7 protein-coding genes and 1 pseudogene are annotated in these 17,967 nt (G+C 74.3%); 5 read left to right on the forward strand and 3 right to left on the reverse strand.

What is annotated here, in order from left to right; genetic code table 11:
- Positions 1–2: 2 nt before the first annotated feature.
- The 5 genes from ACFYZ4_RS17805 to ACFYZ4_RS17825 all read left to right on the forward strand — a co-directional run bounded on the left by ACFYZ4_RS17805 (position 3) and on the right by ACFYZ4_RS17825 (position 8,315).
- Positions 3–1,235, forward strand: a complete 1,233-nt coding sequence (locus tag ACFYZ4_RS17805; protein ID WP_351288644.1) for a cytochrome P450 — start codon at positions 3–5, stop codon at positions 1,233–1,235.
- A gap of 46 nt (positions 1,236–1,281) precedes the next feature.
- Positions 1,282–2,484: a cytochrome P450 gene (locus ACFYZ4_RS17810; RefSeq protein ID WP_351288642.1), complete on the forward strand. Its 1,203-nt coding sequence runs from the start codon at positions 1,282–1,284 to the stop codon at positions 2,482–2,484.
- A gap of 109 nt (positions 2,485–2,593) precedes the next feature.
- Positions 2,594–3,802, forward strand: a complete 1,209-nt coding sequence (locus tag ACFYZ4_RS17815) for an NAD(P)/FAD-dependent oxidoreductase (protein WP_390784299.1) — start codon at positions 2,594–2,596, stop codon at positions 3,800–3,802.
- A complete protein-coding gene (locus ACFYZ4_RS17820; RefSeq protein WP_390784300.1) occupies positions 3,799–6,960 on the forward strand; it encodes an amino acid adenylation domain-containing protein in 3,162 nt (1,053 codons plus the stop codon). The genes ACFYZ4_RS17815 and ACFYZ4_RS17820 overlap by 4 nt, the downstream gene beginning before the upstream one ends.
- An 86-nt stretch (positions 6,961–7,046) precedes the next feature.
- Positions 7,047–8,315 carry a cytochrome P450 gene (locus ACFYZ4_RS17825; RefSeq protein ID WP_384353240.1) on the forward strand — a complete coding sequence of 423 codons (1,269 nt, stop codon included), beginning with the start codon at positions 7,047–7,049 and terminating at the stop codon, positions 8,313–8,315.
- A 78-nt stretch (positions 8,316–8,393) separates the two neighbouring features.
- Here ACFYZ4_RS17825 and ACFYZ4_RS17830 read toward each other — a convergent pair whose 3' ends face one another.
- From ACFYZ4_RS17830 to ACFYZ4_RS17840, 3 genes and pseudogenes are all read right to left on the reverse strand, one after another.
- The gene (locus ACFYZ4_RS17830; RefSeq protein ID WP_390784301.1) at positions 8,394–9,191 is read right to left on the reverse strand and encodes a thioesterase II family protein; all 798 of its coding nucleotides are present in this window, start codon (positions 9,189–9,191) and stop codon (positions 8,394–8,396) included.
- Complete coding sequence (locus ACFYZ4_RS17835; RefSeq protein ID WP_390784302.1) at positions 9,188–11,266, reverse strand: alpha-hydroxy-acid oxidizing protein; 2,079 nt, start codon at positions 11,264–11,266, stop codon at positions 9,188–9,190. Before ACFYZ4_RS17835 ends, ACFYZ4_RS17830 begins: the two co-directional genes overlap by 4 nt.
- Positions 11,263–17,847, reverse strand: a pseudogene (locus ACFYZ4_RS17840) (SDR family NAD(P)-dependent oxidoreductase); the annotation flags it as partial. The pseudogene ACFYZ4_RS17840 and the gene ACFYZ4_RS17835, both read right to left, overlap by 4 nt.
- Between the last annotated feature and the right edge of the window lie 120 nt (positions 17,848–17,967).

Raw genomic sequence — 17,967 nt, forward strand, 5'->3', positions numbered from 1 at the left:
CCATGACCGGGACATCCGCCGGCGCGGACGCGAAGGAAGCGGCGGCCTTCGTCGACCGCATGGGCATCAATCCGGAGTTCTTCTGGCTGCGCGGCCACAAGCCCGAGCACCCGGTCGAGGTCAACGACTACGGCATCGTCAACGTGTACGGCTACAAGGAGGTGCTGGAGGTCGTCGCCAATCCGGGGACGTACTCCAGCGACGTCGCCGAACTGATCGCGGGCGACGTGGAGATCGACCCCGAGTTCAGCGACGGCACCCTGCTCCAGTCCGACCCGCCGGACCACACCAAGCTGCGCAAGATCATCAGCAAGGCGTTCACCCGCGGGATGGTCGCGGCCCTGGAACCGCGGATGGTCGAGATCACCCACGAACTCCTCGACCAGGTGTCCGACCAGGACAGCATCGAGATGGTGAACGACCTCGCCTACCCGATGCCGATCATCGTCATCTCCGAGCTGCTCGGCGTACCGCAGAGCGACCGCGACCTGTTCAAGACGTGGGTCGACCGGATGGCCCACAGCGCGGTCGCCCTCACCTCCGGCGACCGCGACCTGGACGAGGACGTCGACGCCCAGGCCGCCATGCGCGTGATCCCGGAGATGTTCCAGTACCTGCGGGAGCACGCCGCCGAGCGCCGGCTCAAGCCGCGCGAGGACCTGCTGACCAAGCTGGTCGAGGCGGAGGTCGACGGGGAGCGGCTGAGCGACAACGCGGTGGTGAACTTCGCCAACGAGCTGCTCGTCGTCGGACACGCCACCACCAGCGCGCTGCTCGGCAACACCCTCCTGTGCCTGGACGCCTTCCCGGAGCACCTGGCCGCGGTCCGCGGGAACCCGGGCCTCACCCCCGGTCTGATCGAGGAGTCGCTGCGCTACCTGAGCCCGATCGCGACGGCCTACAAGGCCTGCGTCGCCGAGGGCGAGCTCGCCGGCGTGAAGGTGCACCCGGGACAGCTGGTCGCCATCTCGCTGTCGGCGGCCAACCGGGACGAGCGCCAGTTCACCCGCCCGCACCTGTTCGACCCGTACCGCGACCCCAATCCGCACATCGGCTTCGGCCGGGGCATCCACTTCTGCCTCGGCGCCCCGCTGGCCCGGATGGAGGGCCGGATCGCGACGGACATCCTGCTGGACCGCTTCCCGAAGATGCGGACGGACCCGGACAACCCGCCGGCCTTCCTGCCGCTGCCCCATGTCATCTCGACCTCGGAGCTCCCGCTCCTCGTCCGATGAGGCGCCACTCTGCGGCCCGTGACCGGGCCACCGAAGGAGACCCCCGATGACCGGTACGACCAGCCCCCTCGCCAAGTGGGAGATGCATCCACGGCACTTCTGGCTGCGCGGGATCCAGCCCGAGGCGCCGATCGAGTACGACCCCGAGGTCGGCATGTGGCACGTCTACGGGTACCCGGAGACGCTGGAGATCCTCAGCGATCCCGCCACGTACTCCTCCGAGGTGGCCGCGCGCTACGTCAGCCCGGAACAGGCGGCCGTCGCCTTCGACGGGAACCTGACCCAGGCGGACCCGCCCGAGCACCAGAAGCTGCGCAAGCTGGTGGGACGCACCTTCACCCTGAAGATGGTGGCCGAGCTCGAATCGCGCATCACCGCGCTCACCCACGAGCTGCTCGACGAGGTCAAGGGCGACACCTTCGACCTCGCGGAGGCACTGGCCTACCCGCTGCCCGTGATCGTCATCTGCGACATGCTCGGCATCCCCCGCGAGGACCGCGAGCTCCTCAAGGAATGGGCCGACCAGTCGCTCATGGCGAGCACCCAGCTCACCACGCACCAGGGCGACCAGGCACAGGAGGAGTCCCTCGACACCCAGGCCGAAGCGGCCATGGCGATGGGCTTCTACATCCTCGACCTCGTCACCCAGCGGCGCGCCGAACCGCAGGACGACCTGCTGTCCCGGCTCGTCGAGGCGGAGGTCGACGGGGAGCGGCTGACCGACCGGCAGATCGTGAACTTCGCCAATCTGCTGATCTCGGCCGGCCACATCACCACGACGATGCTGCTGGGCAACACCATCCTGTGCCTGGACGCCTTCCCGGACGTCGACGAACAGGTGCGGGCGGACCGCTCGCTGGTGCCGACCCTGCTGGAGGAGTCGCTGCGCTACCTGAGCCCGCTCGCCGCGGGCTACCGGGTCACCACCCGCGACGTGGAGATCGCCGGGGTGAAGGTGCCCGAGGGCGACGTGCTGGAGGTCTGGTTCTCGGCCGCCAACCGGGACGCCCGGGTGTTCGAGAACCCGGACGTCTTCGACCCGGCCCGCACCCCCAACCCGCAGATCGGCTTCGGCCGCGGCATCCACTTCTGCCTCGGTGCCCCGCTCGCCCGGCTGGAGGGGCGGATCGCCATGAACATCCTGTTCGACCGCTTCCCCAAGCTGCGGGTGGACCCGGACGACAAGCCCACCTTCCTCACCTCCCCGGAGTTCACCGGGGTCTGGAAGCTGCCCATCCGGGTGAACTAGCCGGCCGGCGGCCCGGACCCGACCGGTCCGGGCCGCCGGCCCCGTACCCGCCCCCCACGCATCCCCGTAACGCCCGCCACCGGGGCCGGCACAGGACAAGGAGCATCTTTTGACCCACTACGACGTGATTGTGGTCGGCGCTCGGTGCGCCGGGGCTCCGGCCGCGATGCTGCTCGCGCGCGCCGGCTACCGGGTGCTCATGGTCGAGCGCGGCACCTTCCCCAAGGACACCCTCTCCACGCTCTACATCCATCAGCCCGGGGTCGCCGCCCTCGCCCGGTGGGGCCTGCTGCCCGCCGTCGTGGCCACCGGCGCCCCCGCCCTCGACCGCGTCCGCTACACCCACGGCGACATCCGGCTCGACGGCTGCTCCTGGGCCGCCGACGGGCAGCGCGCCGCCTACGCGCCCCGCCGCTACCTCCTCGACCCGATCCTCGCGCAGGGCGCCGTCGACGCGGGCGTCGAATTCCGCGAGAACTGCTCGGTCAGCGACCTCGTCTTCGACGGGGACCGCGTCGTCGGCGTCCGGCTCGGCTCCACCGGCACCGTCGAGCGGGCCACCCTCGTCGTCGGCGCCGACGGCATGCGCTCCACCGTCGCCGCGAAGGCCGGCGCCCCGCTCGTCGTCGAGGACCCGACCTCGACGTGCGCCTACTACTCCTACTGGTCCGGCCTGCAACCCGGATTCCGGCTGTACGACACCCCCGGGCACTGGGTCGGCACCGTACCCACCAACGACGGGGCGACGCTCGTCGCCGGCTACCTCCCCCAGGACCAGTTCCACAGCGTCCGCGGCGACGCCCTCAACGCCCTGCTCACGAACGTGGAGAAGACGGCCCCCGAACTGCGCCAGGAAATGGCGGACGGGGCCCGGCTGGAACGCGTCTACGGCACCGGCGACCAGCGCAACTTCTTCCGGCAGGCCACCGGGCCCGGCTGGGTGCTCGTCGGCGACGCCGCCCACCACAAGGACTCGATCACCGCACGCGGGATCACCGACGGCTTCCACCAGGCCCAGCTGCTCGCGGACTGCATCGGCGACGGCCTGCACGACCCCGACCGGCTGCGGACGGCCCTCGACACCTACGCCGAACAGCGGACCGAGGCCCTCACGCCCGAGTACCGGGCCACCCTCAAGACGGCCCGGCTGGACCCGCCCGCCCACCACCTGGACCTGCTGCGCGCCATCGCCACCAGCGGTGAACTGACGGACCGGTACTTCTCGACGCTGTCCGGTGTCTGCCCGATCGACGAATTCGTCACCCCCGAACTGCTCGACCTGATGGAAGAGATGGACATGAAAGGAACGAAGGGATGACCGACGGGACGACCGGGAACGACCGGCTGCCGCTCACCATCGGGCAGGAGCTCATCCGGTCCGGACACCCGCACGAGGGGGCGTACGGTCACCACCCGGTCCTCGCGCTCCGGCTGACCGGCACCCTCGACCGCACCGAACTCACCGGGGCCCTGCGGCTCCTGGCGGCCCGGCACGAGCCCCTGCGCACCACCTTCGCCGAGGCCGACGGCCGGCCCGTGCAGAAGGTCTGGCCGGCCGGCCCGCTGGAGCTGGAATCCGCCGACCTGGCGGCGCTGCCCGAACCCGAGCGCGCCCGTAGGCTCGACGCCCGCATCGCGGAACTGGCCGCCAGGCCGTACGACCTCGCCTCCGGCCCGCTGCTGCGCTCCCTCCTCGTCCGCCTCGGCGCCGACGAGCACGTGCTGGTGCTGAGCGCCCACCGCATCGCCGTGGACACCCGCTCCCGGGCGCTCCTCGTCGCGGAACTGACCGAGCTGTACGCGGCGGCCGTCTCCGCGCGGCCCGCCCGGCTGCCCGAACTCGCGGTCCGGTACGCGCAGTACGCGGCCGAGCAGCGCGCACGCCTCACCGAGGCCGACCTCGCCGCGCAGCTGGAGCACTGGCGCGGCCACCTCGCCGGCCTGCCCGCCCTGCGGCTGCCCACCGACCGGCCCCGCTCCCGGGCCCGCGGCGCGGCCGCCGCCCACCACGGGTTCCGGATGCCCGCCGGGGCCGTCAAGGGCCTCGCCGCGGCCTCCGAGGCGCACGGCGGCACCCTGTTCGCCGGCCTCTTCGCCGCCTGCCAGGTGCTGTTCTCCCGGCACACCGGCCAGGAGGACCTGGCCCTGGGCACCCTCGCGGACGGCCGCCCCCAGCCGGTGCTCGACGGCCTGGTCGGCGCCTTCGACAACCCGCTCCTGCTGCGCGCCCACGTACGCTCCGAAGCGCCGTTCACCGAGCTGCTGGCGCAGACCTGCGCCACCCTCGCCGAGGCCGCCGCCCACGAGGACGTGCCCTTCGAGCAGGTCCGCACCGCCCTCGGCGAGGGCAAGGACGCCGGCGACACCCCCGCCGTCCAGGTGATGGTGGTGCTGCGCGACGCCGCCACGGCGGCAGGCCCCGTGCAGTCGCCGGGACTTGACGTACGGGCCTTCCCCGCGCCCGGCGTGCCCGCCGCCTACGACATCACCGTGGAGTTCACCGAGACCGCCACGGGCGACCTGGACGGCACCCTGGAGTACGACGGCGCCCTCTTCGACGCGGTCACCGTGGAGGTGCTCGCCCGCCACCTGTCGGTGCTGCTCGACGCCGCCGCGGCCGACCCGGACACCGCCGTGGAGGAGCTGCCGCTCGCCGACGAGGAGGAGCTGCGCCTCCTCACCACCGAATGGGCCGTCAACCGGGCCGAGTTCCCCGCCGACAGCTGCGTCCACGAGCTCGTCGCCGAACAGGCGCGCCTGCGCCCCGACGCCGTCGCCGTCAGCGCCGGCCTGGAGACGCTGACCTACGCCGAGCTGGACGCCCGCGCGAACCGGCTCGCCCACCTCCTCGTCGCCGACGGGGTCCGGCCCGGCACCTTCATCGCCGTCTGCCTGCCCCGCGGCCCCGAGCTCGTCACCGCGCTGCTCGGCGTCCTGAAGGCCGGCTGCGCCTACCTGCCGCTCAACCCCGACTACCCCGGGGACCGGCTGGGCTTCATGCTCTCCGACGCCGAAGTGCCGCTGTGCCTCACCGAGTCCTGGCTCACCGGCAAACTGCCGTCCGCCGGCACGCGGATGATCTCCCTGGACGAGCAGGACGAGGCGATCGCCGCCCAGCCGGCCGGCGCCCCGGACGTCCGCGTCACCGCCGACGACCCCGCGTACATCATGTACACGTCGGGCTCCACCGGTACGCCCAAGGGCGCCGTGATCGGCCACCGCTCCGTCGTCCGGCTGTTCCGCAACGCCGACTGGGTGTCGCTGGGCCCGGACGACGTCATGGCCCAGGGCTCGGACGTCACCTTCGACGCGGCCACCCTGGAGATCTGGGGCCCCCTCCTGGCGGGCAGCCGGATGGTCGTCATCGACAAGGACACGCTGCTGGACCCGGCGGAGCTCACCGCCGCACTGCGCCGGGGCGGCGTCACGACGCTGTTCGTGACGACCGCCGTCTTCAACCAGATCGTCGCCGCCGACCCGTACGCCTTCGGGGCACTGCGCCACGTGCTCTTCGGCGGCGAGGCGGCCAACTCCGTCCGCGTGGCCGAGGTACTGGCGGCCGCGCCGCCGCAGCGGCTCGTGAACCTCTACGGGCCCACCGAGACCGCCGTCCTCGGCACCTGGCACCTCATCCGCGAGGCGGACGAGAACATGCCCGTCCCGATCGGCCGCGCCGTCGCCAACACCACCGCCTACGTGCTCGACGAGCGGCTGCGGCCGGCGCCGATCGGGGTGGCCGGCGAACTGTTCATCGCCGGCCCGGGCGTCGCCCAGGGCTACCTCAACCGGCCCGAGCTGACCGCGGACCGCTTCCTGGACAACCCGCACGGCGAGGCCCCGGACCACCGCATGTACCGCACCGGCGACCTGGTGCGCTGGACCAGCGCGGGAGTCATCGAGTACGTGGGCCGGGCCGACCACCAGGTGAAGGTCCGCGGCTACCGCATCGAGCCCGGCGAGATCGAACTCGTCCTCCAGCAGCACCCCGAGGTCGGGGTGGCCCTGGTCCTGGCCCTGGCCGACGGCGAGCACAAGCGCCTCGTCGGCTACGTGACCCCCGCCGCCGCGGGACACCACCCGCAGCCGGCAGAGCTGCGGGAGTTCGTCTCCGCCCGGCTGCCCGTCCACATGGTGCCGTCCGCCGTCGTGTGCCTGGAGCAGTTCCCGCTCACCCCGAGCGGCAAGGTCGACCGCAAGGCCCTGCCCGCCCCCGAGCACGCCGCCGCCCCCGCGGGCACCCTGGAGCCCCGTACGGGCACCGAGCGGCTGCTCGCCCAGATCTGGTCCGACGTGCTCGGCATCCCGGCCGTCGGAGTCACCGACAACTTCTACGAGCTGGGCGGGGACTCCATCCTCGGCATCAGGGTGGTCGCCCGGGCGAAGAAGGCCGGGCTGGTGATCTCCGCCAGGGACGTGTTCCGCAAGCAGACCATCGCCGAACTCGCCACCACCGCGGTGGCGGCGGAAGCCGCCTGAGGCCCCGCCCCGCCCCGCCCACCTCCACAGCCCACCCTTACCGTGCCGCGGACCTCCGGGTCCGCGGCCCCGGAGGAGACACACCCATGACTGCCCCCACCCTGCCGGCGGCCGAGCTCGCGGACCTCGCGGACCTCGCGGACCTGGCCGATCCGGCCGCCTACGACCTCACCGACCCGCAGACCTTCGAGGACAACGACCCGCACCAGCTGTGGCGGCCCTTCCGCGCCCACAACCCGGTGTTCTGGCACCCGGCGCGGGACGGCAAGCCCGGCTTCTGGGTCCTCACCAAGTACGACGACATCATGACCGCCTACCGCGACAACAAGCGGTACACCTCCGAGCAGGGCAACGTGCTCAGCACCCTGCTGCTCGGCGAGGACTCCGCCGCGGGCAAGATGCTCGCCGTCACCGACGGCCCGCGCCACCGCGAGATCCGCAACCTGATGATGAAGTCCTTCTCGCCGCGCGTCCTGGCCCCCGTCGTGCAGAACGTCCAGCAGCTCACCGACCAGCTGATCTCCGAGGCCGTCGAGGCGGGCGAGGTCGACTTCGTCACCGCGGTCGCCGACCGGATCCCCATCCACAGCATCGGCGACCTCATGGGCATCCCCGCCGAGGACCGCGAGCAGCTCGTGGACTGGAACGCCCAGACCCTCTCCCGGTACAGCGCCGACGACGGCGAGGAGGTCTCGCTGATGGCGCGCAACGAGATCGTGCTCTACATCTCCGGACTGATGGCCGAACGCCGCCGCAACCCCGGCGAGGACGTCCTCAGCACGCTGGCCACCGCCACGATCGACGGCGAGCCGCTCAGCGAGGAAGAGATCATCTACAACGCCTACAGCCTGATCCTGGGCGGCGACGAGTCCAGCCGGGCCACCGCCTCCGGCATCGTCCACGCCTTCAGCCAGTACGAGGACCAGTGGCGCCGGCTGAAGAACGCGGAGGTCACCCTGGAGAGCGCCACCGAGGAGGTCATGCGCTGGACCACCCCGACCATGCACTTCGGCCGGCACGCCCTGGTGGACATCCCGATCCGCGACCACGTCGTCAAGGCCGGCGAGATCGTCACCCTGTGGAACAGCTCGGCCAACTTCGACGAGGACGCCTTCGCCGACCCGTACACCTTCGACCTGGGGCGCACCCCCAACAAGCACGTCAGCTTCGGCCACGGACCGCACTTCTGCCTCGGCGCCTACCTGGGCCGGGTCCACATGATCTCCATGCTGGAGTCGCTGCGCACCCGGGTGGCCGACATCGAGCTGCTCGCCCCGCCCACCCGGCTCTTCTCCAACTTCGCCAACGGACACGCCACCCTGAAGGTCCGCCTCACCGGCGAACGCGCCGCCTAGCCCCCTCCGTACACACGGCGAAGGCCCTCCCGATCGGTGGATCGGGAGGGCCTTCGCCGTGGTGAGCGGCCCGCCGGGTCAGCGGCCGCTGCCCACCAGCGAGGCGGCGGCGAAGGCGCGGAGGTCGTCCGCGATCGCCCGCACCACCTCGTGCTCGGAGGACTGCAGGTAGAAGTGGCCGCCCTCGAAGAACCGCGCCGTGAACGCGGCCGTCGTGTGCTCGCTCCACCGCAGCAGTCCCTCGCGCGGCACGTTGAAGTCCTGCGCCCCGGAGTACGCGTGCAGGGGGCAGGCGAGCCGGGTGCCCACGGCGCCCCGGTAGCTCTCCGCGGCCTTGAAATCGGCCCGCAGGGAGGGCAGGACCGCCGCCATCAGGTCCTTGTCGGCCAGCAGCTCCGGCGGGGTGCCGGCCAGGTCGAAGATGGACGAGGCGAGGTCCTCGTCCGCCATGAGGGACAGGCCCCGGCTCAGGTGGATGGCGGCCGCCGGCCGGCCCGAGACGATCACGCCGATCGGCGCGCGGTCCGGGTGCAGGCGCTCCAGCCGCAGGGCCACCTCGTACGCGACGACCGAGCCCAGGCTGTGCCCGAACAGGGCGAGCGGCCGGTGCGCACGGGGGAGCAGGGCCTCGACGACCTGGTCGGCCATCTCCCCGATGTCCTCGACGCAACGCTCGCCCAGCCGGTCCTGGCGGCCCGGGTACTGCACGTTGAGCACCTCGGCGCTGTCGGACAGGGCCGCCGACAGGCCGTGGTAGCCCGTCGCCGAGCCGCCCGCGTGCGGGAACACGACCAGCGTCGGCGCTCCGGCCGGCGCCGCGTGGTAACTGCGCAGCCAGCCCGTCGGGTCCGAGCCGGAGCCGTAGGGTCGCTTCATCGCCGATCTCCGTTCTCCGCGGGCCCGTGGGCCCCGGGGGTGTCCGAGGTGGTGCTCGCGAGCAGGTGCGGCCCGACGTCCGCGAGGCGGGCGCAGCCGGTGAGGGCCAGGGCCAGGCCGAGGTCCGTCAGCAGACAGCGCAGCACGTGCTCGACGCCGTCCCGGCCGCCGAGCCCGAGCCCGTACACGTACGGCCTGCCGTAGAGGACGGCGTCCGCGCCCAGGGCCAGGGCCTTGACCACGTCACTGCCGGTCCGGATCCCGGAGTCCATCAGCACCGGTACGTCCGGGCCGACGGCCGCGCGCACCCCGGGCAGCGCGTCCAGGGCGGACACGCTGCCGTCGAGCTGGCGGCCGCCGTGCGTGGAGACGACCACGCCGTCCGCGCCGTGCTCCAGCGCCAGCCGGGCGTCGTCCGGATGCAGGATGCCCTTGACGAGCAGCGGCAGCCGGGTCAGCGTGCGCAGCCAGGCCAGGTCCGCCCAGGTGAGGGTGGGGTCGGTGGAGATCTGCGCCCAGCGCAGCACGGCCGCGGTCGCGTCCGCCCCGGCCGGCAGCCCGGCCAGGAACGCGGGGTCGCTCGTGAAGTTGGCGATGCCGGTGCCGCGCAGGAACGGCGAGTAGCCGCTGTCGAGTTCGGCCGGACGGAAGCCCAGGTGGGTGGCGTCGACCGTGACCACGATGGCCGTGTAGCCGGCGGCCTCGGCGCGCCGCACCAGCGACTCGCCCACCGCCCGGTCCGAGGGCAGGTACAGCTGGAACCAGCGCGGGTGGTCACCCGCCCGCTCGGCCACCTCCTCCAGCGTGCGGGAGGCGAAGGTCGACAGCACCAGCGGCACACCGGCGGCCGCGGCGGCCCGCGCCGTGGCCGACTCGCCCTCGGGGTGCGCCACTTGCTGCGCGGCCAGCGGTGCCAGCAGGACCGGCACGGGCAGCCGCTGCCCGAACAGCGTCACCGAGGTGTCGGTCCGGCGGGTGCCGCGCAGCATCCGCGGCACCAGCCGGTGGCGGTCGAAGGCCGCGCGGTTGGCCCTCCCGGTCGCCCCCGAGCCGGCGGTGCCCGCCACGTACGCGAAGCCCTCCGGGGACATCACCGCGCGGGCCGCGGCCTCCAGCGCGGTCGGGTCGGTCGGCAGCGCCGGGGTGCGGCCTTCGAGACCGCCCAGCAGGATCTCCCGTACGAGGTCGGCGAGGGGCTCCCCGGCCGGGGCGGCGGGCGCCTCCGGCTCCGCCACCGGGGGCGCCGAGGCGAGCCGTGCCAGGTCCTCGCGGACGTGGTGGGTGAGCAGCGGCCCGGTCTCCCCGGGCCGTTCGACGAGCGAGAAGTGCCCGCCGGACAGCGTCACCAGGGTGTGCCCGTGCCTGCCGTGCCAGGCCCAGTCGGCCATCTGCTCCAGGGAGTTCTTCGGGTCGGACGCCGCCAGGAGCACGGTGAGCGGGGCCGTCACGGCGGCCCCGTCGGCGCAGCGGTAGCGCAGCAGGGCCCGGTGGTCGGCGCGCAGCAGGCGCAGCACCTCGCCGACGATCTCCGGGTCCCGCAGCAGCGGTTCGGGGATGCCCCCGAGCCGCCGCAGCCCGGCGACCAGCTCCTCGTCGCCGACGCCGGTCAGGTCGGGCTCCTCCCAGTCCTGCGCGGGGGGCCGGGCCGCCGAGACGAACAGCCGGGCCACGGCGCCGCGTTCCTCCAGGATCCGGGCCGTCTCGAAGGCCACGAGGGCCCCCATGCTGTGACCGAGCAGGAACACCGGCAGATCGGAGCGGGAGGCGAGGGCCTCGGCGACACCCGCGGCGAGCGCGCCGATCTCCTCGGCGCACGGTTCGCCGCGCCGGTCCTGGCGGCCGGGGTACTGGACGGCGAGCAGCTCGATGTCCTCGGGCAGCGCGGCCGACAGCGCCACGAAGGCGTTCGCGGCCCCGCCCGCGTGCGGGAAGCACACGAGGCGGGCGGCCGCGGACGGCCGGGCGTGGTAGGTACGGATCCACCGGGAGGGGTCGACGGGCCCGTTCGCGGGCCCGGTCGACGGGGTGGCCCGGCCGGCCGGCGGAGCCGGCGCGGCCGTGGGGGTGTTGGTCATGCCCACGCGGAGTGATCCTCCTTCATAGAACCCAGTTCGGTCAGCAGCTCGCGCAGCCGCTCGCTGACCTGGGCGCTCTGCGCCTCGCTCAGCGGCCGGTCGGCGACCGCGGCCTCCAGCCGGGCGATGTCGGCGAGCAGCGCCACGGTGACGCCGGAGCCGTTCCCGGCCGTGTCATCCGCCGGTGCGAGGGTGGCTTCCGCGGCCGGTTCGGCAGCCGCCTCCGGGAGCTGTTCCCGCAGGTGGACCACCAGTTCGGCCGGGGTCGGCCAGTCGTAGATGAACGTGGCGGGCAGCTTGATGCCCGTGGCGACGGCGAGCCGGTTGCGCAGCTCCACCGCCGTGAGCGAGTCGAATCCCAGCCGCTCGAACGCCCCGTCCCGGTCCACCGCGGCACCGGAGGCGTGCCCCAGGACGGCCGCGACCTCGTGGAGCACGGAGTCCAGCAGCCGGTCGCCGGTCAGCGAGGCCTCGGCGACCGCCGCCCCCGCCCCGGCCCCGGGCGCGGACCGCGCCCCCGCGGCGGACGCCGGAGCGGGCACCAGGCTCCGCAGCAGGGCCGGCACCGCCGCGCCCTCCGCGATCCGGGCCCGCAGCCCGTCGAGGTTCCAGCGTGCCGCGACCGCCACCGGACGGTCGCGGCGCACCGCGGCGTCCAGCAGTTCCAGCCCGAGCTCCGAGGTGAGCGGAGCCACGCCCACCCGCGCCATGCGGGCGACGTCCGCGTCGGTCAGACCGGCGCCCATGCCGCCGGCCCCCTCCCACAGACCCCACACGACGGAGACGCCGGGGCGGCCGACCGAACGCCGGTACTCCATCAGCCCGTCGAGGAACGCGTTGCCGGCCGCGTAGCCGGCCTGCCCCGGAGAGCTGAGCGTTCCCGCGAGGGAGGAGAAGACGACGAACGCGTCGAGGCCGAGCGGCTCGGTGAGCTCGTGCAGGTGGAGCGCCGCGTCCACCTTCGGACGCAGGGTCCGCTCCAGGCTCTCGGCGGTCATCGAGGTGAGCAGGCCGTCGTCCAGCACCCCCGCCGCGTGCACGACCCCGCCGATGCGGACGCCGTCGCCGGCCAGCCCGTCGAGGGCCGCGGCCAGCGCGGCCCGGTCGGCCGCGTCGCAGGGCACCGTACGGACGTCCGCGCCCAGGGCGCGCAGCTCGGCGATGTCCCGGGCCGCGTCCTCGCCGGGCAGCCCGCGGCCCATCAGGACCAGCTGCCGTATCCCGTGCTCCGCCACCAGGTGGCGGGCGGCGAGCCGGCCCAGCCAGCCCAGACCGCCGGTGATCAGGACGGCCCGGCCGGTGTCCCAGCGTTCGTTCCCGTCGGCCAGGTCCAGCACCACCTTGCCGATGTGCCGGGCCTCGCTCAGGTAGCGGAAGGCGTCGGGTGCCCGGCGCAGGTCCCAGGCCGCCACCGGCGGTGCCTGGAGCGCGCCCCGCTCGAACAGCCCGAGGAGGTCGGTGAAGATCTCCTGGATCCGGTCCGGACCGGGATCGCGGACGTCGTACGTCCGGTACGTCACCCCCGGGTGCGCGTCGGCCACCTCGGCGGCGTCGCGCCGGTCGGTCTTGCCCATCTCCAGGAACCGTCCGCCGCGCGGCAGCAGCCGCAGCGAGGCGTCCGCGAACTCCCCGGCGAGGGAGTTGAGCACCACGTCGACGCCGTCGCCCCCGGTGGCACCGAGGAAGGCCTGCTCGAAGTCCAGGGTGCGGGAGGAGGCGATGCGCCCCTCCGGGACCCCCGCGCCGCGCAGCGCGTCCCACTTGGCGGGGCTCGCCGTGGAGTACACCTCGGCGCCGAGGTGGCGGGCGATCTGGATCGCCGCCGTGCCGACGCCGCCGGCGCCCGCGTGCACGAGCACCGATTCGCCCGCGCGCAGTCCGGCCAGGTCCACCAGGCCGTAGTAGGCCGTCAGGTAGGTGACGGGAACCGCCGCGGCCTGCCGGAAGGACCAGCCCTCCGGGATCCGGCACACGAACCGGCGGTCGGTGACCGAGGTCGGGCCGATGCCGTAGAAGAGGCCCATCACCCGGTCGCCGGGCCGCAGGTCGGTGACGCCGGGGCCCACTTCGAGAACGGTGCCGGCGCCCTCGCCGCCCTGCCCCGAACCGCCCGCGTGCCCGTCCACGGACGGCGGGATCACCCCGAGGGAGAGCAGGACGTCGCGGAAGTTCAGGCCGGCGACCCGCATCCGGATCCGCACCTGACCCTCCTCCAGCGGGGCGGCCGCCTCCGGCCAGGGCTTGAGGGCGAGGTTCGCGAAGGTCCCCTTGGCCACGTAGTCGAGGTGCCAGTGCGGGGTGTCGGCGGGCGGCCGGAGCAGCGTGTCCGCGTCCTGCTCGGCGAGCGAGGGACGGTAGGCGGTGCCGCCGCGCAGGGCGAGCTGCGGCTCACCCGTGGCGAGCGCGGCCGCCACGGCCCGCCGGGAGGCGGGGGTGCCGTCCTCGTCGAGCACCGTGAACCGGTCGGGGTGCTCGGCCTGCGCGGAGCGCAGCAGGCCCCACACCGCACGGTGGGCCGCCTCCCCGGGGTGCTGTTCGCCACCCAGGGTGACGGCGCCCCGCGTGAGGACCGCCAGCCGGGTTCCGGCCAGCCGCTCGTCCTCCGCGAGGAGCCGTACCGCGTCGAGGACCCGGTGCAGGGCCGTGCGGACGGCCGCCCCGGTTCCGGCGTCCGGCGCGCCGGCGCCCGCGGAGGGCGGGCAGGTCAGGACGAGCAGGGCGGGGGCCTCGGCGCCGGCGGAGAGCGCGTCGGTCAGGGCCGGCAGGCCGGACAGGGCCGCGCCGAGGCCCAGTGCGGAGCCGTCGTCGGAGCCGTCGCCGTCGAAGTCGTACGCACCGAGCAGCGTCCAGCGGTGCGTCGCGGGGGCGGGCGGCAGTTCGGCCAGCTCCTCCCACGTCGGCAGCAGCAGGCCGTCGCGCGGTGCGGCCGTGGCGTTCGCCGTACCCGCCGGGAGCGGAAGCAGGGCCAGCGAGCCGATCGAGGCGACCGCCCGGCCCGAGCCGTCCGCGACGTCGATGCTCACCGCGTTCACACCGGACGGCGCGAGCCGGACCCGCAGGACCGAGCCGGCCGGGCCGTGGGTGCGGACACCGGACCAGGCGTACGGCAGGAAGGTCCGCTCGCCGGCGTCGGCTCCGGCGCCCTCGTCGATCAGGCCGCCGAGCGCGATCGGGTGCAGGGCCGCGTCGAGCAGCGCCGGGTGCAGCCCGAAGGCGTCGGCGCCGGGCCGTTCACCGGGGAGCGCCACCTCGGCGAAGACCTCCTGCCCGCGCCGCCACACGGCGCGCACGCCGCGGAAGACGGGCCCGTACACGAGGCCCTTGGCGCCGAGGGCGGCGTAGAGCTCGGCCACCGGTACGGACACCGGCTCGGCGCCCCGCGGCGGCCACACCGCGGCCAGGTCCGCGGCCCGCTCCGGCGCCGGGCCGGAGCCGTCGGGGAGGACCGAGCCCTGGGCGTTGCGGGACCAGCCCTGCCCGTCGGCGTCGTCCTCGGGACGGGAATGGACGGCGACGGCCCGGCTGCCGGAGCCGTCCGCGGCGGCCAGGGACACCCGCAGCCGGACCTCCCCCTCCTCCGGCACCACCAGCGGTGCCTCCAGGACGAGTTCCTCGACCAGGCCGCAGCCCGCCTCGCGGGCGGCGCACGTCACCAGGTCCAGCAGCGCGGTGCCCGGCAGCAGCACCCGGCCGCCGACGCGGTGGTCGGCCAGCCACGGGTGGCGGGCCAGGGAGAGCCGGCCGGTCAGCAGCAGGCCGCCGCTGTCCGGCAGTTCGGTGGAGGCGGTCAGCAGCGGGTGGCCGACGGCGGAGAGTCCGGCGGAGCTCACGTCCCCGGACCCGGCCGGCTGGTCGATCCAGTACGGCCGGTGCTGGAAGGCGTACGTGGGCAGCTCCACGCGGCGCGCCCCGCGGCCCGCGAACACGGCCGCCCAGTCGACGTCACCGCCGCAGGCGTGCATCCGCGCGACCGCCGTGAGCAGCGCGGTCACCTCCGGCAGGCGCCGTCGCAGCGAGGGGATCAGCATGGGGGCGGCGGCGCGGCCCCGGTCCGTCTCCTCCAGGCAGTCGGCGGCCATCGAGGTGAGGTCGGTGCCCGGCCCCACCTCCACGAAGCGGGTGCATCCCAGCTCCGCGAGGGCGCCCACACCGTCCTGGAAGCGGACGGCGCGGCGCGCGTGCCGGACCCAGTACTCGGGGTCGCCGAGCTCGTCCGCGCCCACGGTCCGGCCCGTCAGGTCCGAGACGAAGGACAGCTGCGGCTCGTGGAAGTCCAGGCGGGCGACCACGGCCCGCAGCTCCGCCATCGCCGGCTCCATCAGCGGCGAGTGGAAGGCGTGGCTGACGCGCAGCCAGGTGGCCTTCCCGCCGGCCGCCTCGAAGTCCGCGACCACGGCGGCCAGGGCCTCCCGGTCACCCGAGAGCACCGTGGCGGCCGGGCCGTTGACGGCCGCGAGCGAGACGAGCTCCTCGTGTCCCGCGAGCAGGGCCGTCGCCTGCTCCTCGGAGGCGCGCAGGGCCACCATCGCCCCGCCCGAAGGCAGTTGCTGCATGATCCGGCCGCGTACGGCCGCCAGCTCGGCGGCGTCCGCCAGCGACAGGGCGCCCGCCGTGTGGACGGCCGCGAGGGCGCCGACGGAGTGCCCGAGGACGGCGTCGGGCCGGATGCCCCACGACTCCAGGAGCCGGAACAGGGCCACCTCGAAGGCGAAGAGCGCCGGCTGCGTGTACCGCGTCCGGTTCAGCAGCCCGCCCTCGGGGCTGTCCTCGGCCGCGAGGACCACGTCCCGCAGGGGCAGGTCCAGGTGCGGTTCCAGGGCGGCGCACACCTCGTCGAAGGCCGCCGCGAACACCGGGAAGGCCTCGTACAGTTCCTGGCCCATCCGGGCCCGCTGGGAGCCCTGACCGGCGAAGAGGAAGGCGGTGCGGCCCTCGGCGGCCGTCGCGCGGACCACGTCCGGCCCCGGCACCCCGTCGGCCAGCGCGCGCAGCCCGTCGAGCAGTTCGTCGCGGTCCTCGGAGAGCAGCACCGCCCGGTGCGGGAGGTGGCCGCGGGTGGTGGCCAGCGAGAAGCCCACGTCCGCGAGCGCGTCGCCGTCCGCCTCGGTCAGGTGCCGGTACAGCCGGTCGGCCTGCGCGCGCAGCGCGGGCTCGCCGGCCGCCGACAGCACCACCGGTACGGCCGGCAGCGCCGCCGGCTTCCCGGCGACGGCCGGCTCCTGCGCGGGCGCCTGCTCCAGGATCACGTGCGCGTTGGTCCCGCTGATGCCGAAGGAGGACACCGCGGCCCGGCGCGGCCGGTCGCCCTGCTCGGGCCACGGGATCGTCTCGGTCAGCAGGGAGACGGCGCCGCTCGACCAGTCCACGTGCGGGGTGGCCTCGTCCACGTGCAGGGTCCGCGGCAGCACCCCCTCGCGCAGCGCCATCGCCATCTTGATGACGCCTCCCACCCCGGCCGCGGCCTGGGTGTGCCCGATGTTCGACTTCAGGGAGCCCAGGTGGAGCGGCCGGTCCGCCGGACGCCCGCTGCCGTAGGTGGCCAGCAGCGCCTGCGCCTCGATCGGGTCGCCCAGCGAGGTGCCCGTCCCGTGCGCCTCCACCGCGTCGACGTCGGCGGCGGTGAGCCCGGCGGCGGCCAGGGCCTGGCGGATCAGCTGTTCCTGCGCGGGACCGCTCGGGGCGGTCAGCCCGTTGCTCGCGCCGTCCTGGTTGACGGCCGAACCACGGACCACGGCCAGGACGCGGTGTCCGTTGCGGCGGGCGTCGGAGAGCCGCTCGACCAGCAGCAGACCGGCGCCCTCGGCCCAGCCGGTGCCGTCCGCGGCGGCCGAGAAGGCCTTGCAGCGGCCGTCGGCGGCGAGCCCGCGCTGCCGGCTGAACTCCACGAACGGCATCGGCGTCGCCATCACCGTGGCACCGCCGACCAGCGCCATCGTGGACTCCCCGCGCCGCAGCGAGGCACAGGCCAGGTGGAGCGCCACGAGCGAGGAGGAGCAGGCCGTGTCGACGGTGAGGGCCGGGCCCTCCAGCCCGAAGGTGTAGGACAGCCGCCCGGAGGCCACGCTGCCGGCGCCGCCGACGCTCAGGAAGCCCTCGTACTCCTCCGGGGCGGGGGAGAACCGGTTCATGTAGTCGGCGTACATGGTGCCGACGAACACGCCCGTGCGGCTGCCCCGCAGCGCGGCCGGGTCGATGCCCGCGTGCTCGAAGGCCTCCCACGCCGTCTCCAGCAGCAGCCGCTGCTGCGGGTCGATGCTGTGCGCCTCGCGCGGCGAGACCCCGAAGAACTCGGCGTCGAACTGCGCGGCCTCGTACAGGAATCCGCCCTCCCGGGCGTACGAGGTGTGCGGCCGGTCCGGGTCGGGGTCGTACAGGCCCGCCAGGTCCCAGCCGCGGTCGGCCGGGAACGGCCCGACGGCGTCCACCTCGTCGGTGGCCAGTCGCCAAAGGTCCTGAGGGGAACGGACGCCACCCGGGTAGCGGCAGGCCATGCCCACGATCGCGATCGGCTCGTGCTCGCGTTCCACGAGGTGGGCGTGGTCGGCCTTGAGCCGCTCGTTCTCCTTCAGCGCGGCCCGCAACGCCTCGACGACCTGCTGTTGGGTTGTGGAAGCCATCCTGTTCTCTCCGTACTTCCCTGTTGGGGGCCCCGTGGGGGCTGGGTGTGGGTCTGGTGTCTGGGTCTGGGTCGGGGTCCGGAA

Source organism: Streptomyces sp. NPDC001513 (assembly GCF_042894695.1).
Lineage (GTDB): Bacteria > Actinomycetota > Actinomycetes > Streptomycetales > Streptomycetaceae > Streptomyces.